The organism is Caulobacter sp. AP07, from assembly GCF_000281955.1.
GTDB lineage: Bacteria > Pseudomonadota > Alphaproteobacteria > Caulobacterales > Caulobacteraceae > Caulobacter.
This window is the reverse complement of the sequence record NZ_AKKF01000092.1, coordinates 1-4,539: the sequence shown is the minus strand read 5'-3', so window position 1 is coordinate 4,539 and position 4,539 is coordinate 1. Positions and strand designations below refer to the sequence as shown.

Sequence of the window (4,539 nt, the reverse complement as noted above, 5' to 3'; positions counted from 1 at the left end):
CAGGCGGCCGCCACGGCGGCGCGCGAGGATCTGGCCGACACCGCGCGGCGAGGGCAGGGCGGCGAGCGGCGGATCGCCCTGTTGCAGAGGGGGGTGGCGCGTTCGCAGTACGCGGGCGTCGGGGGAGCGTCCTCCGGTCCCGTCATTCTGGCGCCCCAGGCCGGGGTCGTCGTGCGTCCCGACGACGGGACCGAAGGGGGCGCCCAGGGCGTGCACAGCGGCAGCCGGGTCAGCAAGGGCCAGCTGTTGGGCGTCATCGCCAGCACCGCCGGCCTGGACGTGGTCTTCAAACTGGACGAAGCGGACCTGGCCGCGGTCAAGACCGGGCAGAGGGCGGTGGTGACGGGCCCCGGTTTCGGGGGAAGCCCCCTGATGGGGACCGTGCTCAGCGTGGGGGGCGAAGCGGAGGCGACCTCGGCGGGGGGAAAGGCGACGTTCGAGGCGCGGGTGCGTCTCGATCGCCTGTCCGACGCGGCCGCGCGCGATGTCCGCATCGGCATGACCGCCAACATCGCCATAGCGACCTACCAGAATCCGGCTGTGGTGACCGTGCCGCCTCAGGCTGTCCAGGGCGCCGCGCCGCAGGCCTATGTGATGGTGCGATCCAAGGCTGGGCGCGGGCCGCAGCGCAGGCCGGTCGGGATCGGCCGGGTCGGTCCCGCGGCGGTGGAGGTTCTGTCAGGACTGCAGCCCGGCGAAACGGTGGTCTGGGGCGTCCCCGCCGGCGGTTGATCCCAAGCGACGGGACCGCCAGCCGGCGTCCGGCTCAGAAGGCCAGCTTCACACGCCCGGTGATCGTCCTGGGCGCGCCGGGCGTGATCCACACGTTGCTGTACGAGCTCTCGAGATAGTAGGCGTCCAGCAGGTTCTCGGCGTCCAGGTGCAGGGACAGTTTCGGCGTTACGCGATAGCTGAGGTTCAATCGCGCGGTGACGTAGCCGGGCAGGGTGAAGCCGGAGTTGATGTCGTCGCCCCGCCGCTCGCCGACATAGACCAGCCCGCCACCCACGCCGACGGCGCCGGGGCCTTCGCGGGCCGAACGCCAGTGCGCGTGGATCGCCGCCGAGTGGCGCGGGATGTTGCTCAAGGCGCTGCCGACCAGGCCCGGCCGGGTGTCCTTGGTGATCTCCGTGTCGGTGAAGGCATAGACCCCTGTCAGGGTCAGCTGGTCGCCGATCCTCAGATTGGCGTCGAACTCCACCCCCTGGCTGCGGGCCTCGCCGACGGCGATGAAGAAGCCGCTGTTGGCCGCGTCGTTGACCAGGATGTTGCGCTTGTCGATCCGGAAGGCCGACAGGGTCCCGGTCAGGGCGCCGTCGCGCAGGGCGTACTTGACGCCGCCTTCCAGGGCCTCGCCTTCCTCCGGCGCGAAGGCCAGGCCCGCCGCGTCGGCGCCCTGGTTGTAGCGGAACGACTGGCCCCAGCTGATATAGGCCGACAGCTGATCGGACGCCGCCCAGGTCAGGGCGGCGCGGGGCGAGGTCCGCGCGGGGCTCTGCGCGTTGACGGTGTTGTTGCGATAGTTGGTGGTGGTCTGCTGGATCCAGTCGTGGCGCAGTCCGAGCAGGGCTGTGAAGCGACCGACGGTGACGAGGTCCTGTGCATAGACGCTCTGGCCGCGCAGCTCTTCCAGCAGGTCCTGGTTCAGCGTGGCCGCCGGCTTGGGCTGGCCGTAAACCGGACTGAAGACGTCGATGGCGTAGGGGGCGGCGGCTGTCGGGCTGTAGCGCAGGAAGATCCGCCGCTGGTCATAGGTGAAGGCGTCGCCGCCGACCCGCAACTGGTGCTCGAAGCCCATCAGCTGGCGCTTGACGCTCAACTCCATTCGTCCGGACAGGTCCTGCCAGTCATAGTCGTGGACGCGCAACTGGCGGCGAAGCTGGGTTCCGACCAGGCTGGCATTGTGGGTCGACTGGCCCTTGAAGAAGCCGTCGCGATACTGGACGCCGCCCTCCTGCGACACGCCGTCGGCGAGGTCGAAGGCGGCCGAGGCCTGATGCTGCAGGCTCTGCTGATGAATCTTCCCGTCATTGGGTTCGCCCAGGAAGCGGTCGCGGGGCAAGGCCCTGCCGTCGCCGTTCACCGCGACCAGGCCCCGGTCGTGGACGAAATGAACGTCCATCGCCTCGAACTGATAGAGCAGGCGGGCCTTGTCGGTCGGCGTCCAGGCCAGGGACGGGGCCAGCACCAGGCGGTCGCTGCCGACATGGTCGCGAAAACCGTCCGTGGTCTGATAGGCGCCCACCAGCCGCGCCGACACCGTCCCGCTCACCGGCCCGCCCAGGTCGCCGACCACCCGCCGGGTGTCGAAGTCGCCGTAGCCGAGTTCGGCCGAGGCGTGGGCCTGGCGTTGCGGGGCCTTGGTGACGATGTTGATCGAGCCGCCCGGTTCGCCCTTCCCGGACAGGGCCGAGGCCGGTCCCTTGAGCACCTGGAAGACCTCGACCGTGGCCGTGTCGCGACGCGGGTTGAAACCGCGATTGGCGGTGAAGCGATTGACCAGAAGGTCGGGCCCCTGGTTGATGTCGCCCGAGAAACCCCGGATCGCATAGGCGTCCCAGGCGCCGCCGAAGCTGTTCTGCCGCGCCATGCCGCCGGCCAGGTCGAACAGGTCCGACAGGTTGGCCACGCCCATCTGGTCGATCAGCCGACGGTCCAGGACCCGCACGCTCTGCGGCAGTTTGAGGGGCGAGACGTCCAGGCCGTTGATGCTGGCGTTGGCCCGTCGGGCGGTGACGGTGACGTCCGCCACGACCGTGTCGGCGACCTCGACGTCAACCTCGGCCGCCGCGTTGGTCGAAAGGCCGACCGCCGCGCAACCCGCCATCAAGGCGATGCGAAAATCCATGAAGCTCATGCCGTCCCCCGAAACCCGATACGCGGACCGATCCGCGATTGACTCGCAACATATATGTTACGTTATAACGTACTAATTGAGATCGGCGTGGGTTCGCAACCGCCTTCACGCCGGCATGCGAGGGGATCGGCATCTTGACCACCACATCCGCCACGGCGCTCGACGCCGAGGGTCTCGAGCAGCGCTACGGGACCCAGCAGGTTCTTCGCGGCCTGACCTTTTCCGTGAGGGCGGGGGAGATCTACGCCCTGCTGGGCGGCAACGGCGCGGGCAAGTCGACGACCCTGAACCTGTTCCTGGGGCTGGCGCGACCCACGGCCGGCGCCGCGCGGGTCTGTGGCGTCGAGGTCGGGTCGGATCCGGCGGCGGCGCGGGCGCGCATCGCCTACGTGCCAGAGAATGTCGCGCTCTACGAGCACCTGACCGCGCGCGAGAACATCGACTACCTGCTGACCCTGGCGCGGGCCGACACGACCGCCGCCCTGATCGAGGAGGCGCTCGACGCCGTGGGCCTGGTTCGCGAGGCCTGGGATCGGCGGCTAGGCGGCTATTCCAAGGGCATGCGCCAGAAGGTGGCCATCGCCCTGGCCATCGCCCGCCGCGTGCCGGTGCTGCTGCTGGACGAGCCGACCTCGGGCCTGGACCCTCGCGCCACGGCCGACTTCCATCGCCTGCTGGAGACCGCCCGGATTCGCGGCGTGGCGACCTTGATGGTGACCCACGACCTGCTGGGCGCGGCCGAGGTCGCCGACCGCATCGGCTTCCTGGCCGAGGGCCGCATCGAGGCCGAACTCGTCGCCGAGGGGCCGGAGCGTTTCGACGTCCGGGCCCTTCACCAGCGCTATCTCCAGGTGGGAGCCGCGGCGTGAGCGGGCCGCCAAGCCTGGTCGGCCGGGTCGCGCGCGAGGAATGGCGGGCCCTGGCGCGCAATCGGGTCGCGGTGGTCGCCGGCTTGATCCTGGCGGTGCTGCTGGCCGGTTCCGCGCTTCTGGGCGTGGAGCAGCGCAACGCCATCGAGGCGACGCGCGAACGTCATCAGGCCAGTTCCGACCGCCAGTTCGACGCCCAGCCCGACCGGCACCCGCATCGCATGGTCCACTACGGCCAATTCGTGTTCCGGCCGCTCTCGACCCTGGCCTTCTTTGACCGTGGGGTGGACAGCTTCACCGGCCAAACGGTCTTTCTCGAGGGGCACCGCCAGAACAGCGCCAATTTCAGCGAGGCGCGGCAATCCTCGCTGCTGTTGCGCTTCGGCGAGCTGACCCCGGCCTTCGTGCTCCAGACGCTGGCGCCGCTGCTGGTGATCTTCCTGGCCTATGGCGCGGTGGCCAGCGAGCGGGAGCGCGGCACGCTGCGCCTGCTGGCCGCCCAGGGGCTGGGGGCGGGCGACATGGTGGCCGGCAAGCTCCTGGCCTATGGCGGGGCGGCCGGCCTGATCCTGGCGCCGGCGGCGCTGGCCCTGCTGATCGCCGCGCTGCTGGGCTGGGCGCCGCCGGGGCCGGCGGTGCTGCTGCTGGTCATCTACGGGCTGTACCTGGCGATCTGGGCGGTGATGGCGGTCCTGGTCTCCGCCCTGGCGCGGCGTTCGCGCGACGCCCTGATCCTGCTGGTGTCGATCTGGATGGTGCTGGTGGTGTTGATCCCGCGCACCCTGTCCGAGGCGGCGGCGCGCCTGCCGGCGC

At 70.3% G+C, this 4,539-nt stretch carries 4 protein-coding genes; 3 read left to right on the top strand and 1 reads right to left on the bottom strand.

What is annotated here, in order from left to right; all coding sequences use genetic code 11:
* Positions 1 to 732 (top strand): efflux RND transporter periplasmic adaptor subunit (locus PMI01_RS05975; RefSeq protein WP_007665296.1); only part of this gene is annotated, 732 nt, incomplete at its 5' end.
* A gap of 34 nt (positions 733 to 766) precedes the next feature.
* Here the strand turns inward: PMI01_RS05975 and PMI01_RS05970 are convergent.
* Entirely contained in the window at positions 767 to 2,857 is a 2,091-nt protein-coding gene (locus PMI01_RS05970; RefSeq protein WP_007665294.1) for a TonB-dependent siderophore receptor, read from the bottom strand.
* A 134-nt stretch (positions 2,858 to 2,991) separates the two neighbouring features.
* Here PMI01_RS05970 and PMI01_RS05965 point away from each other — a divergent pair, with 134 nt between their 5' ends.
* Entirely contained in the window at positions 2,992 to 3,726 is a 735-nt protein-coding gene (locus PMI01_RS05965) for an ABC transporter ATP-binding protein (protein ID WP_007665292.1), read from the top strand.
* The coding region (locus PMI01_RS05960; RefSeq protein ID WP_007665288.1) for an ABC transporter permease at positions 3,723 to 4,539 on the top strand (817 nt) is incomplete at its 3' end. The genes PMI01_RS05965 and PMI01_RS05960, both read left to right, overlap by 4 nt.